Source organism: Pseudomonas sivasensis (genome assembly GCF_052938085.1).
Window position 1 is genome coordinate 5,788,817 of sequence record NZ_CP176442.1, and the last position, 25,705, is coordinate 5,814,521.

General features: G+C 60.1%; 26 protein-coding genes and 1 pseudogene. 14 read left to right on the top strand and 13 right to left on the bottom strand.

The genetic code is table 11. The features are described from left to right. Nucleotides 1-2: 2 nt before the first annotated feature. Nucleotides 3-950 carry a fimbrial protein gene (locus tag ACKZ62_RS26650; protein WP_447096061.1) on the top strand — a complete coding sequence of 316 codons (948 nt, stop codon included), beginning with the start codon at nucleotides 3-5 and terminating at the stop codon, nucleotides 948-950. Between the two features lie 18 nt (nucleotides 951-968). After that, entirely contained in the window at nucleotides 969-1,490 is a 522-nt protein-coding gene (locus tag ACKZ62_RS26655) for a fimbrial protein (RefSeq protein ID WP_032890229.1), read from the top strand. Between the two features lie 70 nt (nucleotides 1,491-1,560). Here ACKZ62_RS26655 and ACKZ62_RS26660 read toward each other — a convergent pair whose 3' ends face one another. The 3 genes from ACKZ62_RS26660 to ACKZ62_RS26670 all read right to left on the bottom strand — a co-directional run bounded on the left by ACKZ62_RS26660 (nucleotide 1,561) and on the right by ACKZ62_RS26670 (nucleotide 3,323). Continuing rightward, on the bottom strand, nucleotides 1,561-2,508 hold the full coding sequence (locus ACKZ62_RS26660; RefSeq protein WP_447096062.1) for a phasin family protein: 948 nt from the start codon (nucleotides 2,506-2,508) through the stop codon (nucleotides 1,561-1,563). A 12-nt stretch (nucleotides 2,509-2,520) separates the two neighbouring features. After that, nucleotides 2,521-2,943, bottom strand: a complete 423-nt coding sequence (locus tag ACKZ62_RS26665; RefSeq protein WP_447096063.1) for a phasin family protein — start codon at nucleotides 2,941-2,943, stop codon at nucleotides 2,521-2,523. A gap of 104 nt (nucleotides 2,944-3,047) precedes the next feature. Next, complete coding sequence (locus ACKZ62_RS26670; protein WP_053140503.1) at nucleotides 3,048-3,323, bottom strand: polyhydroxyalkanoic acid system family protein; 276 nt, start codon at nucleotides 3,321-3,323, stop codon at nucleotides 3,048-3,050. 144 nt (nucleotides 3,324-3,467) lie between these two features. Between ACKZ62_RS26670 and ubiE the strand changes: the two genes are divergently transcribed. From ubiE to ACKZ62_RS26730, 12 genes and pseudogenes are all read left to right on the top strand, one after another. After that, on the top strand, nucleotides 3,468-4,238 hold the full coding sequence (gene ubiE, locus ACKZ62_RS26675; RefSeq protein WP_003171186.1) for a bifunctional demethylmenaquinone methyltransferase/2-methoxy-6-polyprenyl-1,4-benzoquinol methylase UbiE: 771 nt from the start codon (nucleotides 3,468-3,470) through the stop codon (nucleotides 4,236-4,238). Further along, on the top strand, nucleotides 4,238-4,861 hold the full coding sequence (locus tag ACKZ62_RS26680; RefSeq protein WP_122753824.1) for a ubiquinone biosynthesis accessory factor UbiJ: 624 nt from the start codon (nucleotides 4,238-4,240) through the stop codon (nucleotides 4,859-4,861). Before ubiE ends, ACKZ62_RS26680 begins: the two co-directional genes overlap by 1 nt. Further along, on the top strand, nucleotides 4,858-6,462 hold the full coding sequence (gene ubiB / locus ACKZ62_RS26685; RefSeq protein ID WP_032890218.1) for a ubiquinone biosynthesis regulatory protein kinase UbiB: 1,605 nt from the start codon (nucleotides 4,858-4,860) through the stop codon (nucleotides 6,460-6,462). The genes ACKZ62_RS26680 and ubiB overlap by 4 nt, the downstream gene beginning before the upstream one ends. 41 nt (nucleotides 6,463-6,503) lie before the next feature. Next, nucleotides 6,504-6,896, top strand: coding sequence for a phosphoribosyl-AMP cyclohydrolase (gene hisI / locus ACKZ62_RS26690; RefSeq protein ID WP_032890216.1), 393 nt, complete (start codon nucleotides 6,504-6,506; stop codon nucleotides 6,894-6,896). A 2-nt stretch (nucleotides 6,897-6,898) separates the two neighbouring features. Then, the gene (locus ACKZ62_RS26695) at nucleotides 6,899-7,231 is read left to right on the top strand and encodes a phosphoribosyl-ATP diphosphatase (protein ID WP_003209299.1); all 333 of its coding nucleotides are present in this window, start codon (nucleotides 6,899-6,901) and stop codon (nucleotides 7,229-7,231) included. A 26-nt stretch (nucleotides 7,232-7,257) separates the two neighbouring features. Next, a complete protein-coding gene (locus ACKZ62_RS26700; RefSeq protein ID WP_032890214.1) occupies nucleotides 7,258-7,536 on the top strand; it encodes a twin-arginine translocase TatA/TatE family subunit in 279 nt (92 codons plus the stop codon). Nucleotides 7,537-7,546: 10 nt separating this feature from the next. Next, nucleotides 7,547-7,957: a Sec-independent protein translocase protein TatB gene (tatB, locus tag ACKZ62_RS26705; RefSeq protein WP_095186135.1), complete on the top strand. Its 411-nt coding sequence runs from the start codon at nucleotides 7,547-7,549 to the stop codon at nucleotides 7,955-7,957. Continuing rightward, complete coding sequence (tatC, locus tag ACKZ62_RS26710; RefSeq protein ID WP_447096064.1) at nucleotides 7,954-8,745, top strand: twin-arginine translocase subunit TatC; 792 nt, start codon at nucleotides 7,954-7,956, stop codon at nucleotides 8,743-8,745. The genes tatB and tatC overlap by 4 nt, the downstream gene beginning before the upstream one ends. Continuing rightward, the gene (locus tag ACKZ62_RS26715) at nucleotides 8,742-9,449 is read left to right on the top strand and encodes a 16S rRNA (uracil(1498)-N(3))-methyltransferase (protein WP_099602006.1); all 708 of its coding nucleotides are present in this window, start codon (nucleotides 8,742-8,744) and stop codon (nucleotides 9,447-9,449) included. Before tatC ends, ACKZ62_RS26715 begins: the two co-directional genes overlap by 4 nt. A gap of 276 nt (nucleotides 9,450-9,725) precedes the next feature. Then, a pseudogene (locus ACKZ62_RS26720) lies at nucleotides 9,726-10,694 on the top strand (methyl-accepting chemotaxis protein); the annotation flags it as partial. Nucleotides 10,695-10,838: 144 nt separating this feature from the next. Then, nucleotides 10,839-11,552 carry a methyl-accepting chemotaxis protein gene (locus ACKZ62_RS26725; protein WP_371854030.1) on the top strand — a complete coding sequence of 238 codons (714 nt, stop codon included), beginning with the start codon at nucleotides 10,839-10,841 and terminating at the stop codon, nucleotides 11,550-11,552. Between the two features lie 144 nt (nucleotides 11,553-11,696). Further along, nucleotides 11,697-13,604 (top strand): methyl-accepting chemotaxis protein, encoded by a 1,908-nt coding sequence (locus tag ACKZ62_RS26730; RefSeq protein ID WP_163034937.1) that lies wholly within the window; start codon nucleotides 11,697-11,699, stop codon nucleotides 13,602-13,604. A gap of 26 nt (nucleotides 13,605-13,630) precedes the next feature. Here the strand turns inward: ACKZ62_RS26730 and ACKZ62_RS26735 are convergent, their stop codons facing one another. The 10 genes from ACKZ62_RS26735 to hutI all read right to left on the bottom strand — a co-directional run bounded on the left by ACKZ62_RS26735 (nucleotide 13,631) and on the right by hutI (nucleotide 25,690). Further along, nucleotides 13,631-14,365: an amino acid ABC transporter ATP-binding protein gene (locus ACKZ62_RS26735; protein WP_447096065.1), complete on the bottom strand. Its 735-nt coding sequence runs from the start codon at nucleotides 14,363-14,365 to the stop codon at nucleotides 13,631-13,633. Then, nucleotides 14,358-15,317, bottom strand: a complete 960-nt coding sequence (locus tag ACKZ62_RS26740) for an amino acid ABC transporter permease (protein WP_032890201.1) — start codon at nucleotides 15,315-15,317, stop codon at nucleotides 14,358-14,360. Before ACKZ62_RS26740 ends, ACKZ62_RS26735 begins: the two co-directional genes overlap by 8 nt. A 182-nt stretch (nucleotides 15,318-15,499) precedes the next feature. Then, nucleotides 15,500-16,297, bottom strand: a complete 798-nt coding sequence (locus ACKZ62_RS26745; protein ID WP_032890199.1) for a transporter substrate-binding domain-containing protein — start codon at nucleotides 16,295-16,297, stop codon at nucleotides 15,500-15,502. A 220-nt stretch (nucleotides 16,298-16,517) separates the two neighbouring features. Then, nucleotides 16,518-17,318 (bottom strand): transporter substrate-binding domain-containing protein, encoded by an 801-nt coding sequence (locus ACKZ62_RS26750; RefSeq protein WP_447096981.1) that lies wholly within the window; start codon nucleotides 17,316-17,318, stop codon nucleotides 16,518-16,520. A 184-nt stretch (nucleotides 17,319-17,502) separates the two neighbouring features. Further along, complete coding sequence (gene mdoH / locus ACKZ62_RS26755) at nucleotides 17,503-20,073, bottom strand: glucans biosynthesis glucosyltransferase MdoH (protein ID WP_032890196.1); 2,571 nt, start codon at nucleotides 20,071-20,073, stop codon at nucleotides 17,503-17,505. Next, nucleotides 20,066-21,802: a glucan biosynthesis protein G gene (locus ACKZ62_RS26760; RefSeq protein WP_032890634.1), complete on the bottom strand. Its 1,737-nt coding sequence runs from the start codon at nucleotides 21,800-21,802 to the stop codon at nucleotides 20,066-20,068. Before ACKZ62_RS26760 ends, mdoH begins: the two co-directional genes overlap by 8 nt. 267 nt (nucleotides 21,803-22,069) lie before the next feature. Then, complete coding sequence (gene dtd, locus ACKZ62_RS26765; protein ID WP_099602003.1) at nucleotides 22,070-22,507, bottom strand: D-aminoacyl-tRNA deacylase; 438 nt, start codon at nucleotides 22,505-22,507, stop codon at nucleotides 22,070-22,072. After that, complete coding sequence (gene pip / locus ACKZ62_RS26770; RefSeq protein ID WP_032890191.1) at nucleotides 22,504-23,475, bottom strand: prolyl aminopeptidase; 972 nt, start codon at nucleotides 23,473-23,475, stop codon at nucleotides 22,504-22,506. Before pip ends, dtd begins: the two co-directional genes overlap by 4 nt. A 197-nt stretch (nucleotides 23,476-23,672) precedes the next feature. Then, on the bottom strand, nucleotides 23,673-24,473 hold the full coding sequence (hutG, locus tag ACKZ62_RS26775) for an N-formylglutamate deformylase (protein ID WP_447096066.1): 801 nt from the start codon (nucleotides 24,471-24,473) through the stop codon (nucleotides 23,673-23,675). 11 nt (nucleotides 24,474-24,484) lie between these two features. Beyond that, on the bottom strand, nucleotides 24,485-25,690 hold the full coding sequence (gene hutI / locus ACKZ62_RS26780) for an imidazolonepropionase (RefSeq protein WP_122753820.1): 1,206 nt from the start codon (nucleotides 25,688-25,690) through the stop codon (nucleotides 24,485-24,487). Between the last annotated feature and the right edge of the window lie 15 nt (nucleotides 25,691-25,705).

Sequence of the window (25,705 nt, forward strand, 5' to 3'; positions counted from 1 at the left end):
AGATGAAGCACTCAGTTAAATTGATGTCCACACTACTGTTGTTCAGCGTGCCAATCGTGGCTCATGCGGCATGTGACAGGTACATGAACAGCACACTCACCCTTAACCTCCCTGCCACTATCACCGTTCCGGACAGCCTCCCTCTGGGCGGGGAAATCATCAGTCGTGCATTCAGTGGCACAGCACCCGCTTTTTTCGCCAACTGCTACTCGCTGTTTACAGCGGTCACGGGACGATACCAGACACTAGATCCGACGTACTCACCCATCTATCGCACCGAAGTAGCGGGGGTAGGGGTGCGCCTGCGCATCACGGATGCCAGGAGAATCACCAATTTCTATGCACTGCATAATCAGCAAGGAACAGCACACCCATCCATCGTGAGCCCCAGCTTCACAGCTGCAGAGTTGAAGTTCTACAAAATCGGGCCTGTAACAGACGGGCTGGTGCCAGCCGGAAACATTTGGGTAGAAAGAAGAGATAGACGTCCAGAAATGTTTACCCTGCGGCTCGGCAATGCGGTGCGTTTTATAAGACCCGCCGCCACCTGCGACCTCGCGACCGGCGACGTCAACCGCACGATCGCGCTCGACCCCATCAAAGTGAGCGCACTTCAAAACGCGACCTACACCGGCGAACGTAATTTCGAGCTCACCGCCACCTGCACCAACGCATCCAATGTGACCTTTCGGTTTTCCGGCACACCCGCGCCCGGCAACGACCGACTGTTCGCCAATACAGGCACTGCGCGTGGCGTGGCGGTGTGGCTGTATTCACGCCTCAACGGAGGCGTCCAGAACATCATCCCCAATGGGGCCGACGGTGCTCGCACGGTGACGGTTTCCGGCAACCGAGCAGTCCTGCCGCTCGGCGCTGCGTACCACAAAAACGGCACGGTCAGCCAAGGCACGCTCGACAGCACGGCCATCGTCAACATCACTTATAACTAAAACCCTGAGGACTATGAAATGAGCATTCGAGCCCTACCCTTGCTGCTGGCGATCTCCGCCAGCCTGGCCGCGAACGCGGTTCAGGCTGCGACCACCGGCACGTTGCGCTTCACCGGCCAGGTCAACGCCGGCACCTGCAACCTGGCCGCTGGCGATGTGACACGCACCATCACCCTGCCAGCCATCAAAGTGTCTGACTTTGATTTATCTGAAGAAACGGGCACAGCGGAGTTCGAGATCACCGCCGAGTGTGAGTCGGACATTAAAAATGTGTTCTTTCTGTTCGCGGGCACTCCGTCCACCGGCAACGGCGTACTTTTCGCCAACACGGGAACCTCAGGCGGAACAGCACTCTCGCTGTCCCACCGAAACGTCGCGTACATCCCCGCCAACGGCACTGTCGCCCAGCGCACGCGACAGATCGCCACAAGTGGCGGAAAAGCGCTGCTACCGATGAATGCGTCGTACCGCAAAACAGGAGCCGCCATTTCAGCAGGCACCCTGGAAAGTGCTGTCACCGTTTCCATCACTTACAACTGATGAAGGCGTAAACACACGCAAAAAAAACCCGACCTTCTCAGGCCGGGCATTTTTATGAGTCCCGGAAAAGTCAGGACTGACTGGATGGCGTCGGGGTAACCGGCGTTGCAGTCGGGCTCACGGCAGCGGGCGTCGGTGCAGCAACCGAGTTGGCTGATGAAGCGGTTGGCGTCGTCGCGGTAGCAGGTTTGGCCGCAACGGCTGGCTTGGTCGCTGCTGGTTTTTTGGCAGCGGCGGGCTTCTTCGCCGCAGCAGGTTTGGCCGCTGTTTTTGCCGCAACAGGCTTGGCTGCGGGTTTGGCCGCAGCGGTTTTAGCCGCTGGCTTGGTCGCAGGTTTGGCAGCGGCCTTGGCGGCCGGTTTGGCGGCTGCTTTCGCTGCTGGCTTGGCAGCGGCTTTGGCGGCCACTGGTTTAGCGGCTGGTTTGGCGGCGGCGGTTTTGGCGGCAGGTTTGGCAGTCGTTTTTGCGGTAGCTTTTGCCGGCGCCTTGGCAGCAGGTTTGGCGGCGGCTTTAACCAGCGGCTTGGCAGCGCTTTTCGCGGCCGGTTTGGCAGCAGCGGTTTTAGCCGCTGGCTTGGCAGCCGGTTTCGCGGCTGCGGTTTTCACCGGAGTTACTTTGGCGCCGGTGAGTTTCTCGATCTGCCGGGTCAGGGTATCGACCTTGGTGTGCAGTGCCTTGACTTCAGTACGGCTCGGCACGCCCAGTCGCGAAATCGCCTTGTTAAGACGTGTATCCAGCGCCCCTTCAAGTTCACTCCAGGTACCCAGCACCTGCTTCTTCGCATCACTGATGCGCGAACCGGCAGTCGCCTTAGCGGCATTAACTTGTTTGCCAACGGTGCTCTTGGTCAACTTCTCGGCCTTCTCGCCGTCTTTAACCAGGGTCTCGAAGAGTTTGTTGCCGTCAATGTCGATCTTCGAGTACACACCTAAACCAGCGAGCCAGATTTTGCGGGAATATTCTTCAACTTTCCCGACCCACGAGCTGCCTTCTTTCTGAGTAGTCTTTTTAACAGCCATCCCGATGTCTCCTTAGTGTTTACGCGCGACACGTTCGAGCAATGCCGTCAGCTCTTCGAGCTTAGCAGAGAGTGTCTCCACGTCATGTTTAGACGCAATGCCGATTCGATTCAAGGCACTTGCAACACGAGTGTCAAAAGCTTTTTCAACTTTATCCAGCTGAACTTCTACCAGACCTTTGACAGCGGAGACATTGTTCTTTACTTGGTCAATCTGACTGTTGGCGGCATCAAGTTGTTCAACTGCAACTTTTTTACCTTTACTTTCAACATGTTGACCGCTCTTTACGAGCTCTTTGAAGTACTCGCTGCCCTCGCTGCCGACCTTGGCATAAGCACCGAGTCCTGCAAGCCAGATCTTGCGGGCGTAGGTTTTAACGTCAGTCAGGGCGCCGGTCTGTACGTCGATTTTTTTCTTCAAGATAACTTTGGCCATGGTGCACCTCACGCAGAATAGGGTGGAGGAACGGCCCGCAGGAGTTGAGGGCTTGGGCACAAAGTAGGAGGAAAAATTAGAATCGGCACCCTAAGAACAATCGATCAGGCCAATGCCTTATCCAAGGCTTTCTCGATTTCAGACTTGATCGTGCCACTCATGGCCGACATCAACAGCCCCAACTCCACATCAATACGCAGCGAATCATCCGCCACTAATACTGTTCCTTTAACCCCAGAGCGCTTGAGGTTCAAGGTATCGCCGGACCACGACGGCTCAAGCCCATATTGCTCCTTGAGTTTGTGCGCCAACTTCTCGGCCTTTGCCCGTGCGCCTTCTTTACCCAGGGAATGTGCACGCTCAACGGTTATACGGGCCATTGCAATGACTCCTCTTTATAGGGATTTGAATACCTTCGCTGCGGCAAAAGGCCTCGGTGACCACCTATCTTACCTGCAGCCTTGCCAAGACAAAGCAAGCCTTGGGGATTATCATGTCCCGCATTCTCTTTTGGTGACAGCGATATGACTGATCAGCGCAAAGGCAGCGATGCCGAACCCACCACTCACTTCGGCTTCAAGAACGTTCCGGAAAGCCAAAAAGCGGAAAAAGTCGCTGAGGTGTTCCACTCCGTCGCCGCCAAGTACGACCTGATGAATGACGTGCTCTCCGGCGGTATGCACCGCCTGTGGAAGCGCTTCACTATCGAGTTGTCGGGTGTGCGCACCGGCAACCGTGTGCTGGACATAGCCGGTGGCACCGGCGACCTGGCCGCCAAGTTCTCCAAGCTCGTCGGGCCGACCGGTCAGGTCGTGCTGGCAGACATCAACGGTTCGATGCTCAAGGTTGGCCGTGACCGCCTGCTCGACAAGGGTGTGGCCGGCAATATCGAATTCGTCCAGGCCGACGCTGAAAAGCTGCCGTTTCCCGACAACCATTTCGACTGCGTGACCATCGCCTTCGGCCTGCGCAACGTGACCCACAAGGAAGACGCGATCCGCTCGATGCTGCGCGTCCTCAAACCGGGCGGCCGCCTGTTGGTGCTGGAGTTCTCCAAGCCGACCAATGCGCTGATGTCCAAGGTCTACGACACCTACTCCTTCGCCTTCATGCCATTGATGGGCAAGCTGATCACCAATGACGCCGAAAGCTACCGCTACCTGGCCGAATCGATCCGCATGCACCCTGACCAGGAAACCCTGAAGTCGATGATGGTAGAAGCCGGTTTCGACCGTGTGACCTACCACAACATGACCTCGGGTATCGTCGCCCTGCACCGCGGCATCAAGCCCTGATGCTGCTCGCAGGCCTGCTCGCCAGCGTCGAACACGGCCTCAACCGTGTGCTGCGCCTGGACAGTACCGCCTTGGCGCGGCTCGCGCATTTAGACGGCAAGGTCATTGCCGTCGACTGCACCAGCCCCGCCTTGCAGCTTTTTATCCTGCCCAGCGACGAAGGCCTGCTGCTGGCCAGCCAATGGGCCGCCGAAGCCGACTGCACTCTGCGCGCGCCGGCGTCGAGCCTGTTGCACCTGGCCCTGAGCCGCAACAAGACCGCCATCCTGCACAGCCCTGAAGTGGCGCTGGAAGGCGACAGCGCGGTGCTGATGGACTTGGCCGCCGTGCTGCAAGACCTGGAGCTGGACTGGGAATACGAGCTGTCCCGCTGGATCGGCCCCGTGGCCACCCAGTTGATAAGCGGGCACCTGCGCAGCCGCACGCGCTGGTACCAGCAAGGGTTTGCCAGCCTCAACCAGAACCTCGCCGAATACCTGAGCGAAGAATCGCGCACCCTGGTCGGGCAGCAGGAAGCGCAAGCGCGCTTTCGCGAACTCGACAAGGCCAAAATCGACCTGGAACGCCTTGAGGCGCGCTTCGAGCGCCTGAGCCGTTCCCTTGATCCAAGCGATAACGCATGAAGCTGCTCGCCGTCCGCCGTTTGTTTCGTATCCAGCGCGTCGTAATCCGCTACCGCCTCGATGACTTGCTGTTCGCCCTACCCTTGCCGTGGTTTCTGCTGGCGGTGCGCTATGTGCTGCCGTGGCGCTGGTTTCCGCGCAAGCAACTGGAGCTGAACCGCGGTGCGCGTCTGCGTCTGGCGCTTCAGGATTTGGGGCCGATCTTCATCAAGTTCGGGCAGATCCTCTCGACGCGCCGCGATCTGCTGCCCGAAGACATCGCCGACGAATTGATGCTGTTGCAGGACCGCGTACCGCCGTTCGATTCACAGCAGTCGATGAAACTGATCGAAGAACAGTTGGGCAAGAAGATCAGCGAGGTCTTCACCCGCTTCGACGTCGAGCCGCTGGCCTCGGCCTCCGTGGCACAAGTCCACGCGGCGCAGCTCAAGACTGGCGAAGAAGTGGTCGTGAAGGTCATTCGCCCAGGCCTGAAGCCGATCATCGGTCAGGACCTCGCGTGGTTGTTCATCCTCGCCCGCGCTGCCGAACGTTTCTCTGCCGATGCGCGCCTGCTGCACCCGGTGGACGTGGTCGCCGACTACGAAAAAACCATCTACGACGAACTCGACCTGCTGCGCGAAGCCGCCAACGCCAGCCAACTCAAGCGCAACTTCGAGGGCTCGCAGCTGCTGTACGTGCCGCAAGTGTATTGGGACTGGTGCCGCCCGAAAGTGCTGGTGATGGAGCGCATCTACGGCGTGCAGGTCACCGACCTCGCCACCCTGGCCGACCAGCGCACCGATATGAAGATGCTCGCCGAACGCGGTGTGGAGATCTTCTTCACCCAAGTGTTCCGCGATAGCTTCTTCCACGCCGACATGCACCCGGGTAACATCTTCGTCAGCACCGTCAACCCGTGGAGCCCGCAGTACATCGCGATCGACTGCGGCATCGTCGGCAGCCTTACCCCGGAAGACCAGGACTACCTGGCGCGCAACCTGTTCGCCTTCTTCAAGCGTGACTACCGCCGCGTGGCGCAGTTGCACATCGACTCAGGCTGGGTGCCGGCGGAAACCAAACTCAACGAATTCGAAGCAGCGATCCGCACCGTGTGCGAACCGATCTTTGAGAAACCGTTAAAAGACATCTCCTTTGGTCAGGTGCTGATGCGCCTGTTCCAGACCGCGCGGCGCTTCAATATGGAAGTGCAGCCGCAGTTGGTACTGCTGCAAAAAACCTTGCTCAACATCGAAGGCCTGGGCCGTCAGTTGTACCCGGACCTCGACCTGTGGAACACCGCCCAGCCGTTCCTCGAACGCTGGATGCGCGAGCGCATGAGCCCGAAAACCGTGTTGGGTAACCTGCACAGCCAAATGGAACAACTGCCGCACCTGGCCAACATGACTCGCGACTTGCTTGAGCGCATGTCCCAGCCCCACGCCAAGGACCCGGAACCGCCGTGGCGCAAGCGCAAGGATGACTGGTTCCTGCGCCTGCTCGGCGCCGCGCACCTGGTGGGCGGTGTGATGCTGGCCATTGGTGGGCCGTTGAATCAACTGGGCCACTGGCCTGCGGGGATCATGGTCGCCGTGGGTGTTTATCTGATCGTGCGTCGATAGCCAATCCGGTTATACACTGTCGCAAATTGCCGGAGCCGAACATGAAAGACTGGCTGGACGAGATCAAGTGGGACAGTGACGGCCTGGTGCCGGCCATTGCCCAGGACTACAAGACCGGGCGCGTGCTGATGATGGCCTGGATGAACCGCGAGGCCCTGAGCCTCACCGCCACTGAGCAGCGTGCCATTTACTGGTCACGTTCCCGTGGCAAACTGTGGCGCAAGGGCGAAGAGTCCGGGCACGTGCAGACCCTGCACGAGATGCGCATCGACTGCGACGCCGACGTGGTGATCCTCAAGGTCGAGCAGATCGGCGATATCGCCTGCCACACCGGCCGTCACAGTTGCTTCTATCGCGTGTTCGAGAACGGCGAGTGGAAAACCGTCGAACCGGTGCTCAAAGACCCGCACGCCATTTATTCCGCAGGACACTGACCATGAGCGATACCCTGAACCGCGTGGCCCAGGTGCTGGAAGACCGCAAAGGTGCGGACGCCGACAGCTCCTACGTCGCCAGCCTGTACCACAAGGGGCTGAACAAAATTCTGGAAAAGCTCGGCGAAGAATCCGTCGAGACCATCATCGCCGCCAAGGATGCGCAAATCAGCGGCGACTGCAGCGATGTCATCTATGAGACCGCCGACTTGTGGTTCCATAGCCTGGTCATGCTCGCCCAACTGGGGCAGCATCCACAGGCAGTGCTGGACGAACTGGACCGTCGCTTCGGCTTGTCCGGGCATGCCGAAAAGGCCTCGCGCCCGTCCGCTTGAATAACTAAGACTAGAGGATTTGCAGCATGGGCATTTTTGACTGGAAACACTGGATCGTCATTCTGGTGGTCGTGGTACTGGTGTTCGGCACCAAGAAACTCAAGAACCTGGGCACCGACGTGGGCGAGTCGATCAAGGGCTTTCGTAAAGCCATGAACGACGACGAAAAGCCTGCCGACCCCGCCGCCAATCCCGTACCGCCGGTCCAGCCTGTGCACCCGCAGGCCGCCCAGCCGATCACCGAGCGTCGCACCTTCGACGTGCAGGCTGAGAAAGTCGAAGAGCCGACCCGCAAAGACTCGTGAGCACTGAATAATGTTTGGTATCAGCTTCTCTGAACTGCTGCTCGTCGGCCTCGTGGCCCTGTTGGTACTGGGGCCGGAACGCCTGCCCGGTGCCGCGCGCACGGCCGGCCTGTGGATCGGGCGCCTGAAACGCAGTTTCAACGCGATCAAACAGGAAGTTGAACGGGAAATCGGCGCCGACGAGATCCGCCGCCAACTGCACAACGAGCACATTCTGTCGTTGGAGCAGGAAGCACGGAAGATTTTGTCCCCTGTCCAGGAGCCCGCCAAGCCGGTGGAGCCTGTGGCCGAGCACAGCATTGCGCCAGCGGTTGAGCCTACGCCCGCCGCCCCGACGCCTACCGCGCCAACCGAGCCTGCGCCGACGCCCGTTGCGTCGCCCGCGCCCCATGACCCTACATTGCCGCCGCGAGCCCCATGAGCGCTGATAAACCGGAAAACGACCAGCACATGCCGCTGGTCTCGCACCTCACCGAGCTGCGTACGCGCCTGCTGCGTTGCGTAGCGGCCATCTTCATCATCTTTGCTGGGCTGTTCGCCTTTACCCAGCAGATCTATACCTTCGTCTCCACGCCGCTGCGCCAGTACCTGCCGGCCGGCGCGACGATGATCGCCACTGACGTTTCATCGCCGTTCCTCACGCCGTTGAAACTGACGATGATGGTTTCGCTGTTCCTGGCGATCCCGGTGATCCTGCATCAGATCTGGGGCTTTATCGCGCCGGGCCTGTACAAGCACGAGAAGCGCATCGCGGTGCCGTTGCTGGTATCGAGCATCCTGCTGTTCTACACCGGCATGGCGTTCGCGTACTTCCTGGTATTCCCGTTGATCTTCAAGTTCTTCGCCGCTGCCACTCCGGCCGGCGTGGAGATGATGACCGACATCACCAGCTACCTCGACTTCGTGATGACGCTGTTCTTCGCCTTTGGCGTGGCCTTCGAAATCCCGGTGGCCGTGGTGCTGCTGGTGTGGATCGGCGTGGTCAACGTGGCCTACCTGAAGAAGATCCGCCCGTACGTGATCATCGGTTGCTTCGTGGTCGGCATGATCCTGACGCCGCCGGACATCTTCTCCCAGACCCTGCTGGCCGTGCCGATGTGGATGCTGTTCGAGATCGGCATCCTGTTCAGCGGTTTGATCAGCAAGCGTGGCGATCACCCGGATGACCAACCCGTCGACGACGAACAGCCGCCAGCGACCCAGTCGTGAACCTGCTGCTGCTTGAAGAGGCCGACTTTATTGCGGCCGACCGGGTGATCCTGCGCGATCGACGCCTGGTGCATATGCAGGAGGTCCACCGCGCCGCCGTAGGCGACAGCCTACGCGTGGGGCGCATCGGCGGGTTGATGGGCGTCGCGCAATTGTTGCGTCTGGAAGCCAGCGAAGCCGAGCTGCAAGTGAGCTTCGACCAACCGCCTCCAGCCAAGCTGCCCCTGACCCTGCTACTGGCCCTTCCCCGCCCGAAAATGCTGCGCCGGGTGCTGCAAACCGTTGCTGCCATGGGCGTGCCGAAGGTGGTGCTGGTCAACAGTTACCGAGTGGAAAAGAGCTTCTGGCAGACCCCGTTCCTGGAGCCCGAGGCGATACGCGAGCAACTGATCCTTGGCCTGGAACAGGCGCGGGACACGGTGCTGCCCGAGATCATCATCGAAAAGCGCTTCAAGCCATTCGTCGAAGACCGCCTGCCGGCCATGACCGAAGGCACCCTTGGCCTCATCGGCCATCCAGGCGATTACCCAGCTTGCCCCCGTGGGCTGGATGAGCCGGTTACCCTGGCCATCGGCCCGGAAGGCGGCTGGATCCCCTACGAAGTGGACCTATTGGCCAAGGCTGGCTTGCAGCCGGTACAACTCGGCGCACGGATCCTACGGGTTGAAACCGCCGTCACCGCCCTGCTCGCCCGCCTCTTCTAACAACAGCGCTGTCCCCCTGTGAGAGGGGCTCGCCCCCGATGACGGTTTGTCAGCTGATAAATATATCGACCGATCCCCCCTATCGGGCGCAAGCCCCCGCCATTAGAGCTGCGTCGCTACAGAATCCCGGGCGCAGGCCGATAACTCCTGAATAAGTCCAAGCCTTGTTCCAGGGGAGTTCGCAGCATGTATCGTTGGTTAGCCGAAAAGCTGGGGAATGTCAGCGTCAAAACCAAGTTGGGCGTAGGTTTCGGCCTGGTGTTACTACTCACACTGATGATCACCTTCACTGGCTGGACCGGCCTGGGCGATGTGATCAGTCGCGGTGACAAGCTGGGCTTTATCTCCAGCCTCAATGGATTGACCAAGGACCTGCGCCTGGCTCGCCGGGACTATGAATTGCGCCATGGCGAACAAGGCCCAGGCGCGGTCAGCGAATTGCTGGACAAGCTCAATAGCGGCCTGAATAAAGCCCGCAACCTGATTGAACAACCCGCCGACGCGGCCCTGGTCGATGAACAGTTGGCCGCCGTGGACCAGTACAAGCGCGCATTCAGCGACATGGTGCAAGCCAGCGCCAACCGTGAAAACGCCCGCAGCAAGCTGGGAGATACCGCTGACAACGCGGTGCTCAAGATCAATGAGATCGAGAAGGCCCTGCTGCAAGGCGACAGCGTCACCCAGTTCAACACTGTGGTGGAAGCGAGCAAACTGATACAGCAGGCGCGCTTCCAAGTGCGCGGCTATACCTACAGCGGCAAGGTCGAAGCCGAGCAACCCGCACTGGATGCCATCGACAATGCCCTGAAGAAAATCACCAGCCTCAACGGCCAACTGCCTGAGCAATATTCGACCAACCTGCAACAGGTCAGCGTCTCGCTGCAAGCCTACCGCGCCGCTGTCAGCCAGTACCGCGACTCGCAGGTGGCCAGCGCTGCAGCCCTTAAAACCATGAGCGATCAAGGCGATCTGTTGCTCGGCCACAGCGACAAACTGACCCTCTCCCAAACCGTGGTGCGCGACACCGATGCCGCGCAAGCCAAGTCTCTGTTGCTGCTGGCAACTGTGCTGGCGTTGATCTTTGGCCTGGTGGCGGCCTGGGCGATCACCCGCCAAATCATTATCCCGCTGGACCAAACACTCAAGGTCGCCGAGCGCGTCGCCTCGGGTGACCTGAGCCACAACCTGACATCTTTGCGCCAGGACGAGCTGGGGCAGTTGCAGAGGGCTATGCAGAGCATGACCGTGGGCTTGCGCGAGTTGATCGGCGGCATCAGCGAGGGCGTGACCCAGATCGCCAGCGCTGCCGAGCAACTGTCGGCTGTCACCGAACAGACCAGCGCCGGGGTCAACAGCCAGAAGGTCGAGACCGACCAAGTAGCCACCGCCATGAACGAGATGGCCGCGACCGTGCAGGAAGTCGCGCGCAATGCCGAAGAAGCCTCCGAGGCCGCCGCAGCGGCTGACCAGCAGGCCCGCGAAGGCGACAAGGTGGTCGGTGAAGCCATCGCCCAGATCGAGCGCCTGGCCACTGAGGTCGGCAATTCCACAGTCGCCATGGGCGACCTTAAACGGGAAAGCGACAAGATCGGCAGCGTGCTCGACGTGATCAAATCCGTGGCCCAGCAAACCAACCTGCTGGCCCTCAACGCCGCAATCGAAGCCGCCCGCGCCGGTGAAGCCGGACGTGGCTTCGCGGTGGTGGCCGATGAAGTGCGTAGCCTGGCCCAGCGCACGCAGAAGTCCACCGAAGAGATCGAAGAGCTGATTGCCGGCCTGCAGAGCGGCACTCAACAGGTGGCGACCATCATGGACAACAGTCGCAGCCTCACCGACAGCAGCGTCGAGCTGACCCGCCGTGCCGGCAGCGCATTGGAGAACATCACCCGCACGGTCTCGACTATCCAGACGATGAACTCCCAGATCGCTACCGCCGCCGAACAGCAAAGCGCTGTGGCGGAAGAGATCAACCGCAGCGTGCTGAACGTGCGCGATGTCTCGGAGCAGACGGCTGCGGCCAGTGAAGAAACCGCCGCGTCGAGCACCGAACTGGCGCGCCTGGGCACGCATCTGCAAGCACTGGTGGGTCGCTTCCGAGTCTGACCTCCCTCCCCGCGCGGCGACCTGTCCTGGGTCGCCGCCTGCAATCTATGAAACTTCCTACACGTTTATCAGCCCCTCCCGATCTTCAAAGACACTAGCGTTCAGGTCAGTTCAGTGTGCTCACGCACTTGTCGGAGGTTAATCATGCTTCGTCGAATGACTCACCTGCTGGGTAACGCCAGTGTCACCCTCAAATTGGCCCTGGGCTTTGCCCTGGTACTGGCCCTGAGCCTTGTCATTGCCGTGACCGGCTGGCAAGCATTAGCGGCGTCCCTTTACCGATCACAAACGCTGAGCGTGCTGGCACAACTGGCGGTGGCCGGCGAAGAACTGCGCACCGACAGAATCCTCTATCGCACCCTGGACGACGCCGAAAGCCTCAGTCGATTGAGCGCGAGCATGGAGAAAGTCGACAAGGCCCTGGCGGAGCTGTCCAACCGACTTAAGGTGCCGAAAGCCATTCAATATCTGCAGGAGATGACGCGGATGTCTGCCACGTTCAAATCCACACTCAAGGGCGTGCCCGCGCTGGTGGAAAAACGCGAAAGTGCCCGGGAACAGCTGACACAGAGCACCACGCGGGCCGGCGATGTTCTGGCACAACTGGCTAGCGACTTGCCTGATCAGGAAGATGAAAAAGCCCTGGATGCCGTCGAAAACCTGCGCCAGGCCATGGAACAGGCCGAGGACCGTGCCAAGAGCCCGGCTTGGGCTTCAAGTTCGCTGGATGCGTATGGACAAGCCGTGGTTGACGCAGAACGCAGCCTCGAACTCGCCCAGGCTGAAGTGGCCAAACTGGCGGTCGACAGTGACGCGATGAAAAACGCCGTGCTCAGTATCCGCACCCAGCTGACCCGCCTTAAAGACACCCAACTCACGACCGAAAGTAGCCAGAACCAGTTGGAGCAGCAGTTGGATCAGTTGCTCGCGCAGAGTGACCTCTTGAGCCAGGATCAGACCCAACGACGCGACAGAGAAGCCGACCAAGCCCGCACCCAGACCTTGGGTATTGCGGCTGCCGCGGTGCTCTTCGGCGCCTTGGCCGCCTGGGTGATTGCCGGACAAATCGTGCACCCGCTGCGCAAGGCGCTCATGGTGGCCAACCGCATTGCCGAGGGTGATCTGAGCAACGAAGTGCAGTCACAGCGCCGCGATGAGCTGGGCCAGTTGCAACGCAGCATGAGCCAAATGACGCTGAACCTACGGGGGTTGGTTGGCAACATCAGCGACAACGCACGGCAAATCGCCAGCGCCGCCGAAGAGCTCTCTGCCGTCACTGAGCAAACCCGCGCCGGGGTGAATAATCAGCGCGATGAAACCGAGCAGGTGGCGACGGCCATGAACCAGATGCTGGCCACCGCCCAGGAAGTGGCGCGCCACGCCGAGCAAGCATCGATTGCCGCCGGCCAGGCCAATCAGCAGGCTGAACTGGGCGATCAGGTGGTCACGGATGCCGTGGCACAAATTGAACACCTGGCCCATGAGATGGCTCGCTCAAGCGAAGCCATGTTGGGGCTGCAACGGGAAAGCCAGAAAATCGGCAGCGTGCTGGACGTAATCAAGTCCGTGTCGCAGCAGACCAACCTGCTGGCGCTCAATGCCGCGATTGAAGCCGCACGGGCCGGTGAGGCAGGCCAGGGCTTCGCCGTGGTCGCCGATGAAGTGCGCAGCCTCGCCCGGCGGACCCAGCAGTCCGCCGAAGAAATCGAAGAATTGATTGGTGGCCTGCACAGGGGCACCCAACAGGCGGCCGACATCATGGACTACAGCCGCACCCTGACCGACAACAGCGTCGGCCTGACTCGCAACGCCGGGGACGCCCTGACGGAGATCGCCCGCACCGTGGCCATCATCCAGGAAATGAACCCGCAGATTGCCGCAGCGGCCGAGGAGCAAAGCGCGGTGGCCGAAGAGATCAATCGCAGCGTCTTGAAGGTCCGCGATGCCTCGGAGCAAACCGCTGCCGCCAGCGAACAGACGGCGGCGGCGAGTATCGAGTTGGCGCGACTGGGAACGGATCTGCAGCAATGCGTAGGGAGGTTCAAGATATGAACCTCCCGGTTTCAGTGGCCTTGGGCTTACAGAACCTGACGCAGGAACGCTTGGGCACGCGGGTCTTTTGGCGAATCAAAAAACTCGGCCGGTGCCGCATCTTCCAACAACTTGCCATGATCGAAGAACAACACACGGTCCGCCACTTCGCGGGCGAAGCCCATTTCGTGGGTAACGCAGACCATCGTCATGCCTTCCAGGGCCAAGGTCTTCATCACGTCCAGCACTTCGCCGACCATTTCCGGGTCGAGGGCCGAGGTGGGCTCGTCGAACAGCATCACCTTGGGCTCCATCGCCAGCGCCCGGGCGATCGCCACCCGTTGTTGCTGGCCGCCGGACAGGCGTGATGGGAACTCGTTGGCCTTCTGTGCAATGCCGACCTTTTCCAGCAGGGCCAAGGACTTGGCTTCGCGCTCTTGCTTGCCGCGCTTGCGCACGACTTTTTGCGCCAGGCACAGGTTCTCCAACACGGTCATGTGGGGGAACAGGTTGAAGTGCTGGAACACCATGCCGACTTCACGACGATAGGCGTTCACGTCGGTTTTCGGGTCGGCCAGTTGCAGGCCGTCGATGCTCACCGAGCCCGAGTCGAACTCTTCCAGGCCATTGAGGCAACGCAGGAAAGTCGACTTGCCGGAGCCGGACGGGCCGATCACCACCAGCACTTCGCCCTTGGCCACCTGGGTGGTCACATGGTCTACCGCACGCACTACATGACCACGGGTGTCGAAGACTTTTACCAGATCGCGGACTTCAATCACTTTGGGCGAGCCTCCGCTCAAGCCGGCTGGCCATTTTCGACAGCGGCAGGTTGATCAGCAGGTACAGGCCTGCGACGCAGAACAGGATTTCAAACGGCGAGAACGAGGTCGTGATGACTTCGCGACCGCTCTTGAGCAGTTCGGTAATGGCGATCACCGAGACCAGGGACGTGTCTTTCACCAAGCTGATGAATTGCCCTGCCAAGGGCGGCAGTACGCGCTTGAAGGCTTGCGGCAGCACCACATGGCGCATCGACTGGCTGGCACTCAGGCCCAAGGAGCGCGCGGCTTCGTTCTGCCCGCGGGTGATGGACTGCACGCCGGCGCGAACGATTTCGGCCACATAGGCGCCGGTGAACAGCGACAGCGCGGCGATCCCGGCAAATTCCCGTGACAGGTTGAGCACCGTGCCAATGAAGAAATAGAAAATGAAGATTTGCACCAGCAGCGGGGTGCCACGTACCAGTTCGACGTAGATCGTCGACAGATCACGCAAGGTCGGGTTATTGGAAAGTCGGCACAAACCGGTGGCAAGGCCAATCGCCAGGCCCAAAATCCCGGAAACCACCGACAGCCACAGTGTGGTCCACAACCCCCACATCAGCGGGCCCAACGCCCAATGACGATTCACACCAATGACATCGCCTTCGGCCACGTCATCACCGCGCGCCACTTGCAGACTGTTGTCGGCAACCGTCACCTTTTGCTCGTTGCCAGCGTCGTTGCGCAGGGTCACTTCGGCGACGTCGCCGTTACGAACCAGCTCAATGACGGTGGAGATGTCCGCTGCACGCTGTGCTTCTTCGGCCTGGTAGGCGAAGTATTGCGGCACGCGGTTCCAGCGCCATTCGTAGGACATCAGCGAGGTAGCGTAGTACAAGGCGCCGGCCAGGCCGACCAGCACGACCACGGTCAGCAGGTGCCAGGGCCATTGGGCTTTTTTCTGTTTCATTACTCGACATCCAAAAAATTCGAAGGCATGCGCCTTTGTGTAGTGAGCGGGCTTGCCCCGCGCTGGGGGGGCAAGTAGCCCCAAAATCATGCGCCTCGGTCTTTCTGAAACACCGCTGCGTCTGGATTTAGGGCGGCTTCGCCCCCCAGCGCAGGGCAAGCCCGCTCACTACAGGACAGCCTTTATTCCATGTCCTTGAGCCACTCTGAGCTCTTGAACCACTTGTCATGAATGCGATCGTAGGTGCCGTCGTTCTTGATCTGGTGCAGGAAGTTGTTGATGAAGTTGATGCTGTCGTAATCACCTTTCTTCAGGCCAAACGCCAATGGCTCGAAGGTGAAGGGTTCGTCCAGGAACACCAGCTTGCCGTTGCCGACTTTCTTCTCGGCAACCACGTTGTACGGTGCGTCATACACAAAGGCATCGGCCTTGCCGTTGACTACGTCCAGTACGCCTTCCTGCTCGTTGTCATAGCCGTGGTACTTGGCTTTGGAGATCAGCTTCTTGGCGACCATTTCACCGGTGGTGCCAAGCTTGGAGGTCAGGCGGTATTTCTCGTCGTTCAGGTCTTTGTAGGACTTGATGGTGCCTTCCAGGTCCTTGCGAATCAGCAGAGTCTGGCCGACCACGATGAAGGGTTCGCTGAAGTTCAGGCGCAGGTTGCGTTCCTGGGTCAGGGTCATGCCGCTGCCGATCATGTCGAATTTGCCGGTCAGGAAGGCTGGGATGATGCCGTCATAACCCGTGGAAACCAGCTCCAGCTTGACGCCCATGGACTTGGCCATGGCCTTGAGGATGTCAACTTCGAAGCCGATGATCTCACCGCGCTTGTCTGTCATCTCGAACGGCATGTAGGTCGGATCCATGCCGACTTTCAGCGTGCCGCGCTTGACCGCATCGTCGATGGCGCCAGCCTGGGCCGCATTGGCTGCGACCAGCGCGGTGACGCCAAGCAGCAGCATCGAAAGATACTTTTTCATCATCAAGTCCCCTGAACGATTCTTATAAGGTCGGCGCGCAAAAAGGGCTGCACCATTTCGGGGTGCGATCCTAACCCACTCGTTGCCCGTCACAAAGGTTTCACGGGCAATTGTTATCAGGGTATGTAGGAAAAGACCCACGACGCTGCGGTCAACCGCAGGGGTAGACACTTGCGCAACCTGACACGGCAATGGGTTGATATGTAAGCAGTTATGACTTTCAGTCGAGTTCTGCCAGCCAGGTGGTGTCTTTGAACCACTTGTCATGCAGCCGATCATAGGTCCCATCCTGGGCCACCTGGTTCAAGAAATGGTTGATCCAGTTAATGCTGTCGAAATCGCCCTTTTTTACGCCAAACGCCAAGGGTTCGAATGTAAACGGTTGTTCCAGCGCCAGCAGCGTGCCGTTCTCCGCCCGGCTCACCGCGATCAGGTTGTAGGGTGCGTCATGGATAAAGGCATCGGCCTCCCCCGCCACCACCTGGCGAACCCCTTCCTCCGGCGTGGCGAAACTACTCAGTCGGGCCGCCCCCAAAAACCGTTGAGCCGCTGCTTTGCCGGTGGTGCCCTCAGTGACAGCGATTCTGTAACCGGCATCGTCCAGGTCTTCAATACTGCTGACCTTACCCGCCAGACGGGGGTGCAGCAGTACGCTCTGGCCCACCACGATGAAAGCGTCACTAAAGTTCAGCCTTAAGTTGCGCTCCTGAGTGACAGTCATACCACTGCCGATCAAGTCGAATTTTTTCGCCAGCAAGCCCGGCAACAGTTCGGTGTAGGGCATCACGACCAGTTCAAGTTCCACCCCCAGCGCCTGGCTCATCACGTTGAGCAGGTCAATTTCAAAGCCGACAATGCGCCCCTGTTTATCGGTCATTTCGAAAGGGATATAGGTGGGGGTGGTGCCAACCTTGAGCACACCACGCCGGACGGCGTCGTCAATCGCACCCGCGTGCACCTGGCTGATTTGAATCAATGCAGCAGCGCTGATAAGCAATGCCGAACAATACCTTTTGAGCATGAATCCCTCGCAGCCAAGAAAATTGGGGGGCGATCCTAACCTAGTCGCGGGCACGCAAATACGCCTCGGACGAGGGTCTTTTGTTTCGAAATAACAGGGCGTCAGGAAGACAAAGAAGAGGCGGGAAACGCTGTAGGACCAGCGCTTCGAACACCCCCGAGGTGAGCCCTCGGGGGTGTCTGAATCAGGCCGGTTGGGCCTGGGAGGACAGCGGTTGCAGCGGTAGCAACGGCGCGTGCGGGTCGGCCTTGATCGAATCACGCCAAGCGGCGAGCCACTCGGCATGTCCTTCGCTCCAGACCTGCTCGTGCAGGCGGGCAAGGGCCACCGGATCACTGAGCAAAGCCAGACGCTCACCGTTGTTGAGGCCGGCCGGGCCGACTTTCAACGCGTGACGAACACGTTCGATACGCAGGTACTCGATAGGCTCAGCCTCACGGTGACGCGAGGTCGCCAGGGCGCAGGCCAGGGCGTTCTGCTGCGGATCAACCACCGAACGCACGAACCCGTCATTGAGGGCGTGCCAACGGTTTTCATGGGTGTACTTCTCCGTCGACAGCAGGGCTTGCGGCGGGTTGTACTCCTCAGGAATCAGGAACAGGCTCTCGTCACGGGACTTGAGGCCCAGCTTGACCCGGCTGGAGATCACCGACACCGGGATCGACAGCATCAGCGAACCCACGATCGGCACCAGCCACCACAGGAAGCTTGGGTTCAGCCACACCACCAGCAGCGCCCACAGGAAGCCCAGCACGGTTTGCGGACCGTGCCGCTTGACCGCTTCACTCCACGGCGTGGAATCGTCGTCACGCTGTGGCGAGTTCCAGGTCGCGGCCCAGCCGAGGAACGCGGCAAGAACGAAACGGGTGTGGAAGATCATGCGCACAGGCGCCAGCAGCATGGAAAACAGCATCTCCAGCAGCATCGACAAGGTCACCTTGAACTTGCCACCGAACTCTTTCGCGCCCTTGGCCCAGATCAGGATGATGCTCAGCAACTTAGGCAGGAACAGCAACACGATGGTGGTGGAGAACAGCGCCACCGCCTTGTCCGGATGCCATTGCGGCCACAGTGGGTACAGCTGGCGGGGAGCCATGAAGTACTGCGGCTCCATCAGCGTGTTCACCGCCAGCAAGGCTGTGGACAACACCAGGAACAGAAACCACAACGGTGCCGACAGGTAGGACATCACGCCGGTCAGGAACACCGCGCGGTGCACCGGGTGCATGCCTTTAACCAGGAACAGGCGGAAGTTCATCAGGTTACCGTGGCACCAGCGACGGTCACGCTTGAGTTCGTCCAGCAGGTTCGGCGGCAGTTCTTCGTAGCTGCCAGGCAGGTCGTAGGCAATCCACACGCCCCAGCCGGCACGGCGCATCAGCGCAGCTTCAACGAAGTCGTGGGACAGGATGGAGCCGGCGAACGCGCCTTTACCCGGCAACGGCGCCAGGGCGCAGTGCTCGATGAACGGCTTCATGCGGATGATCGCGTTGTGGCCCCAGTAGTGGGATTCGCCCAACTGCCAGAAGTGCAGGCCGGCGGTAAACAGCGGGCCGTACACACGAGTGGCGAATTGCTGCATGCGCGCATACAGGGTGTCCATGCCCGACGCACGGGGCGCGGTCTGGATAATCCCGGCATCCGGCGTGGCTTCCATCAAGCGCACCAGGCTGGTCAGGCATTCGCCGCTCATCACGGAGTCGGCGTCGAGCACGACCATGTACTTATAGTCACCGCCCCAGCGACGGCAGAAGTCGTCGAGGTTGCCGCTCTTGCGCTTTACGCGACGGCGACGGCGGCGATAGAAGATCTTGCCGAAACCACCGGCCTCGCGGCACACGTCGAGCCAGGCTTGCTGTTCGGCGATGCAGATGTCGGCGTCATTACTGTCACTGAGCACGAAAAAGTCGAAGCGGTCCAGGTCACCGGTAGCGGCCACAGACTCAAACGTCGCACGCAAACCGGCGAATACACGCGGCACGTCTTCGTTGCAAATCGGCATCACCAGCGCGGTACGGGCGTCTTTCGGAATCGGCTCGTCGCCGGCACTTTTACCGGAGATACGGTATTTATCGTGTCCGGTAAGCAGTTCCAGAAAGCCCATCAAGGCGGTCCAGAAACCGGCCGACACCCAGCAGAACAAGATCCCGAACATGATCAGGATGCTGGTTTGCAGCGCGTAAGGCAGTACCTGAGTAGCGGTTTGCAGCAGGGTCTGGTTGCGGATCTCGTCGAAGTCAACCAGCGACCAGCCCTGGTACGGCATGATGCCTTTCATGTACCAGCCAGCAACGATGGTCTGGCCAAGCATCAGCACCAGCAAGATGTAGCGACGGATCGAACCCACGGTACGCCAGCGCGCGGCCGGCAATACGCGCTCATCTTTCGGCGGTGCCGGCGGATTGCTGCGGCCGGTGAGGCGGCGCCAGCCGCGCACTAGGATATTGGTACGCCAAGGCTCCGGCACCACACGGGTGCGCCGAATCGGTGGCGTGGCCTTGAGGCACACGCGACCGCTGGCGTCGAGCGCCAGCATTTCGGCGTCTTGCAGCTCCTCGGCGGTGCTAAGGGTCAAGCGGCGGCCAACCGACGCCTGGGCGGCGTCGACGGGCGCGTCAAAGGTTGCGGACGACAAACGCTCGTGCAACTCGGTGAAGGATGTGCAGCCCGCCAGTTCGGCGCGCTGCTCAGCGGTCATCGGGAGATGCGCCAGATACTCGGACAGAGTTTCTGGCTGGACTTGAGAATTACTCATCGGCAGGCAACTGATAGCTCCAGGTTTCGGTCAGGACTTGCTCGGTCTTGATCGGCTCCGGTGTGGCTGGGGCAGCTTCTGGCTGCTTGGCTTCCTTGTCTTTCGCGTCTTTCTTGGCCTGTTTCTCGTGTTGCTTGGCCAGGACCTTGTCAGCCTTGAGCACCTGGGTCGAAACCTTCTCCGGCTCTGGCTGCGGGATATCCTGAACCAGGGCAGCACGCATTTCGGTCGGTTTGCCTGCGTCTTTGATCTTCATGCGCAGGGTCAAACGCCAGCCTTTGGTGTGTTCGTTGTAACGCACGCTGTTTTCTACCACTTCAGCGTTGTCACCCACGCTCACCTGGCTGCGCACCGGGGCGTCCGGCAGGAGTTTCTTCAGGGACGGGCCTTCAAAGTCCACCAGGTAGGCGACGCTGCCATCAGGCTGACGGATCAGGTTGGACTGTTTCACATCACCCGTGGAACGCAGGGTCTGCTTGACCCAAGCGCTGTCCGGCGAGTGGAACGCGGCGTCGTCCAGAGTCCAGTGCAGGCGGTAGGCGACTTCCAGCGGCTCGCCGACTTTCGGCAGTACAGCCGGGCTCCAGAAGGCAACGATGTTGTCGTTGGTTTCGTCGGCGGTCGGGATCTCGACCAGATCGACGGAACCCTTGCCCCAATCACCTTCAGGCTCGATCCAGGCGCTTGGGCGCTTGTCGTAGTTGTCGTCCAGGTCTTCGTAGTGGCTGAAGTTGCGGCCGCGTTGCAGCAGGCCGAAACCACGCGGGTTTTCTACGGTGAAGTTGCTGACCGACAGGTGTTTAGGATTGTTCAGTGGGCGCCAGATCCACTCACCGTTACCGGCATGGATCGACAGACCGCTGGAGTCGTGCAGTTCGCGACGGTAGTTGAGCACCTTGGACGGCTGGTTTGCGCCGAACAGGAACATGCTCGTCAGCGGTGCAACGCCCAACTTGCTGACGTTGTCGCGCAGGAACATCTGGGATTTCACATCGACAACGGTGTCGGTGCCCGGACGCAGGATCAGGCGATAGGCGCCGGTCGCACGAGGGGAATCGAGCAGGGCAAAGATCACCAGGTGCTTGTCACCCGGTTTTGGACGTTCGATCCAAAACTCGGTAAAACGCGGGAACTCTTCACCAGACGGCAACGCAGTATCGATCGCCATGCCACGGGCGGACAGGCCATACACCTGGTCCTTGCCGACGACACGGAAATAGCTCGCGCCGAGCATGGTCATGATTTCGTCTTGCTTGTCGCTCTTGTTGATCGGGAACAAGACACGGAAACCGGCATAACCCAGTTGCTCGGTTGCTTTCGGATCAAACTTCACATCGCCGAAATCGAAACGCGACGGGTCGTATTTGATTTCCTGCACGCTGTCAGCGGTGACTTCGTTGATTTTCACCGGTGTATCGAAATGCATACCCTGGTGATAGAAGGACAGCTTGAACGGGGTGTTCTGATCGGCCCATTCGGCTTTTTCGTTGCGGAAACGAATCTTCTGGTAGTCCGCGAACTTCATTTCGCGAAATTCGTTCGGCAGATTGCTGCGCGGAGCTTCGTATTTCTGCCCAGCCAGCTCTTTTGCCTTGGCCGACACATCATCCAGACTGAATGCCCACAGCTGACCCGCGCCGAACAGGCAAAACAGGGCTGAGCCCGTTACCAGTGCGTTTCGTAACCGTTTGGCAGACAATTTTGGTGCATTACAGGGACTAACAATCACGAGCAACCCTCGCCGAAAACAGATCAAAAAACCAACGGCCAGCTATCTATATGCCAGGTTGGCGAGCATTGTTCCGACTCCCCTGGGTCAAAATGATTCCCCAATGGATGTCGGACAAGTCTCTACCTAAATCAAAAATGGACCAAACAACGCTGATCCCCGTAGCGCGCGATTATCTAGTAGCCCGCGAGACAACGCATCAGGGGCAGCGAAGTATTTGTAGCGAAATCCTGCGTTTTTAGGCATTAAAAGTCGTTTTTAATACATTCAGGTCTGTAACAGAAAGGTCACAGGGCCATCATTGACCAAATGCACCTGCATATCGGCACCAAAACGCCCCGACGCCACCTTGCCATGCAATTGTTGCGCTTGTACCAGCAGGTGATCAAAAAGCGCCGCTCCCAGGGCCGGCGGGGCCGCTGTGGAGAAGCTTGGCCGCAGCCCGCTCTTGGTATCCGCCGCCAACGTAAACTGCGACACCAGCAGCAAACCACCGCCGATGTCCTTGAGCGACAGGTTCATCTTGCCCTCGTCGTCGCTGAACACACGGTAGTTGAGCAATTTGTGCAGCAACTTATCGGCGCTCTCCGGCGTATCTGAAGGCTCAACGGCCACCAGTACCAGCAATCCCTGGTCGATGGCACCGACGACTTCACCCTCGACCTCGACACGGGCGCCACACACCCGTTGCAACAGGCCCTTCATGCTTCTTCTGGCGGTAGATCAAGCAGGCGCCGTGCCATCTCACCGGTCGCGCGCACCAATGCATCGGTAATGCCGGGCTCGGACGCCGCATGGCCCGCCTCGCGGATCACCTGCAGTTCGCTGTTCGGCCAAGCCTGATGCAGCTCCCACGCGTTATCCAGCGGACAGATCATATCGTAGCGGCCGTGGATGATTACGCCAGGCAGATGGGCGATCTTGTGCATATCGCGAATCAGCTGGTTGGGTTCCAGAAAGGAGTTATTGGTGAAGTAGTGGCATTCAATCCGCGCGATGGACAGGGCGCGCTGCGGCTCGGAAAAACGCTCCACATGCTGTGGGCTTGGGCACAGGCCCAGCATGCGACCTTCCCAGCCGGACCAGGCTTTGGCCGCGTGCATCTGGGCGATCTGGTCGTTACCGGTCAGGCGCTTGTGGTAGGCGGCAATCATATCGTGACGCTCGTCCGCAGGAATCGGCGCTAGGTAGTCCTGCCAGTAATCCGGGAACAAGCGGCTGGCGCCGGTTTGGTAAAACCATTCGATGTCCTGCGGTCGGGCCAGGAAAATGCCGCGCACGATCAGGCCATGCACACGCTCAGGGTGGGTTTGCGCGTAGGCCAGAGCCAGGGTCGAGCCCCAAGAGCCGCCGAACAACACCCATTTGTCGATGCCCAGGTGCTCGCGGATACGCTCAAGGTCGGCGACCAAGTCCCAGGTGGTGTTGTTTTCCAGACTGGCGCGGGGCGTGGAGCGCCCGCAACCACGCTGGTCGAAGGTGACAATGCGGTACAGATTAGGATCGAAATAGCAGCGACTCTGGGCGTCGCAACCGGAACCAGGGCCCCCGTGGATAAAGACGACAGGCAAGCCTTCGGGGGAGCCACTTTCATCGACATACAGGGTGTGGGTGTCATCGACTGCCAGATCGTGCCGGGCGTAGGGTTTGATCTGCGGGTACCAAGTCTGCATTGCGCGCTCCGTAGGGGGTCGGGTTCATCCCTGAGGGGACGTCTTTTATTTTGCCGTCTGGCACTATAAACCCGAATTGTGCAATGAGCATGTCCTTGAGCGCTTAGACCTGTGTCAGCCCTTCGCCCCTCCACGCCACCTGGAGATCAAATGTGGGAAGGGCTTGCTTCCGATAGCTGTTTCAGCAACACCTAGACTCACCGATAGCGCACTTGCCCCCAAGCCAACAAACCTTCCAGCAACTGCTTCAACACCACCCGCGTCGGCTCAGCCAAATCCGCGCGATAACGGAACGGCTCGAACTCCTCCATATAAGTGCTCTGGCACAACTCCAACTGCACCGCATGAATATCCTGCGCCGGGTCGCCGTAATGCCGGGTGATATGGCCGCCCTTGAAGCGCCCGTTCAGCACATGGGTGTACTGCGGATGGACGGCGCAGATGGCTTCCAGCTGGCTGGCCAGTTCGGGATCGCAGGCGGCCCCGTTAAAGGTGCCGAGGTTGAAGTCCGGTAGTTTGCCGTCGAACAGGTGCGGGATCACAGAGCGGATCGAGTGTGCGTCGAACAGCAGCGCGTAGCCGAACTCGGCCTTGAGCCGCGCCAGTTCCTCTTGCAGCGCGCGGTGATACGGGCCCCAGATCTTTTGCAGGTAAGTGGCGCGTTCTGCTTCGCTGGGCTCCAGGCCTTCACGAAACAACGGCACACCCTCAAATAGCGTGGCCGGGTACAAGCCGGTGGTGGCGCCGGCGTACAGCGGCTTGTCGTCGGACGGCCGGTTGAGGTCGATGACAAAGCGCGAGTACTCCGCCGAGAGCGTGCTGGCGCCGAGCTCTTCGGCAAAGTCATACAGCGTGGGGATATGCCAATCGGTGTCCGGCAGGCTTTGCGCCTCGGGGATCAACCCGGCTTCGACCGCAGGTGTCAAACGCACGCCGGCGTGGGGCATGCTGATCAGCAGTGGGGTGCGACCTTGTTTGAAATTCAGAACCTTATCCACAACAGCACTCCTTACACAGTGACATCGACGCCATGGCGCACGACGCGCTTATCCAGCTCGCCGCCCAGCCAGTAGGCGAGGTCGGCGGGACGATCAATCTGCCACGCTACAAAATCCGCCACTTTGCCCACTTCCAGTGAGCCATGGGTAGCGCCCATGCCCAATGCGGTGGCCGCATGTTGCGTGACGCCGGCCAGGGCCTCTTCCGGGGTCATGCGGAACAGGGTGCAGGCCATGTTAAGCATCAGGCGCACCGACAGTGCCGGCGAGGTGCCGGGGTTGAGGTCACTGGCGATGGCGATTTTCACGCCGTGTTTGCGCAGGGCCTCCATCGGTGGCAACTGGGTTTCGCGCAGGAAGTAGAACGCCCCTGGCAGCAGCACGGCGACGGTGCCGGATGCAGCCATGGCAATGGCGTCTTCTTCGGTCATGAATTCCAGGTGGTCCGCCGACAACGCGCGATAACGCGCCGCCAGGCTGGAGCCGTGCAACGACGAGAGTTGCTCGGCGTGCAGTTTTACCGGCAGGCCCAACTGCTGGGCGACCTTGAACACGCGCTCCACTTGCTCAGTGGAAAACGCCAGGTATTCGCAGAAGGCATCCACGGCGTCCACCAGCCCTTCCGCCGCCAGGGCCGGTAGCATCTCGCTGCAGATATGCTCGATGTAGTCGTCGGCGCGGTCCTTGTACTCCGGCGGTAACGCATGGGCCGCCAGGCAGGTGGCGCGCACGCTGACCGGCAGCTCATCGCCGAGACGCCGGGCCACGCGCAACATCTTGCGTTCGTTGGCCAGGTCCAGGCCGTAGCCGGATTTGATCTCCACTGTGGTCACGCCGTCGCGCAGCAGACTGCGTAGGCGCTTGCGGGCGCTGTCGAACAGTTCATCCTCGCTGGCGGCGCGGGTGGCGCGCACGGTGCTGGCGATACCGCCGCCCTTGGCCGCGATCTCGGCATAGCTAACGCCCTCAAGGCGCTGCTCAAATTCGCCACTGCGATTGCCACCAAACACCGTGTGGGTGTGGCAGTCGATCAGCCCCGGAGTGACCCACGCGCCTTGCAGGTCATGCACCTGGGCGTAGTCCGCCGTCGGCACTTGGCTGCGCGGGCCGATCCACTCGATGAGTGAGCCGGCAGTGACCATGGCAGCATCCTCGATGATCGAGTAGTTACCTTGAGCCATGGTTGCAACGTGGCAGTGTTGCCAAAGGGTTTTCATCAACGCCTCCCTAAG